This is a genomic window from Vogesella mureinivorans (assembly GCF_007644035.1).
Lineage (GTDB): Bacteria > Pseudomonadota > Gammaproteobacteria > Burkholderiales > Chromobacteriaceae > Vogesella > Vogesella mureinivorans.
Map to the genome: position 1 here is coordinate 1 of NZ_VMTV02001049.1, position 423 is coordinate 423.

Annotated in this window: 1 protein-coding gene; it reads left to right on the top strand. The window is 66.0% G+C overall.

What is annotated here, in order from left to right; all coding sequences use genetic code 11:
• Positions 1 to 423: ClpB D2-like domain containing protein (locus tag FLQ44_RS22690; RefSeq protein WP_147696164.1), on the top strand; the 423-nt coding region annotated here is incomplete at both ends.

Sequence of the window (423 nt, forward strand, 5' to 3'; positions counted from 1 at the left end):
GGTCGACTTCCGCAACACGGTCATCGTCATGACCTCGAACCTCGGCTCGCAGATGATCCAGGAGCTGGCCGGCGACAGCGAGGAGGACTACATGAAGATGAAGGCGGCGGTGATGGGCGTGGTGCAGGCCCACTTCCGACCGGAGTTCATCAACCGACTCGACGAGCTGGTGGTATTCCACCCGCTGGGCCGCGCGCAGATTCGCGAGATCGCACGCATCCAGACCTCGTACCTGGCCAAGCGTCTGGCCGACCGCCAGCTGAAGATCGAGATCAGCGATGCCGCGCTGGACCTGCTGGGCAGTGTCGGCTTCGACCCGGTCTACGGCGCGCGGCCGCTGAAGCGCGCGATCCAGCAGCAGCTGGAGAACCCGCTGGCCACCCGCATCCTGCGCGGTGAATTCGCGCCGGGTGAGCAGATCCG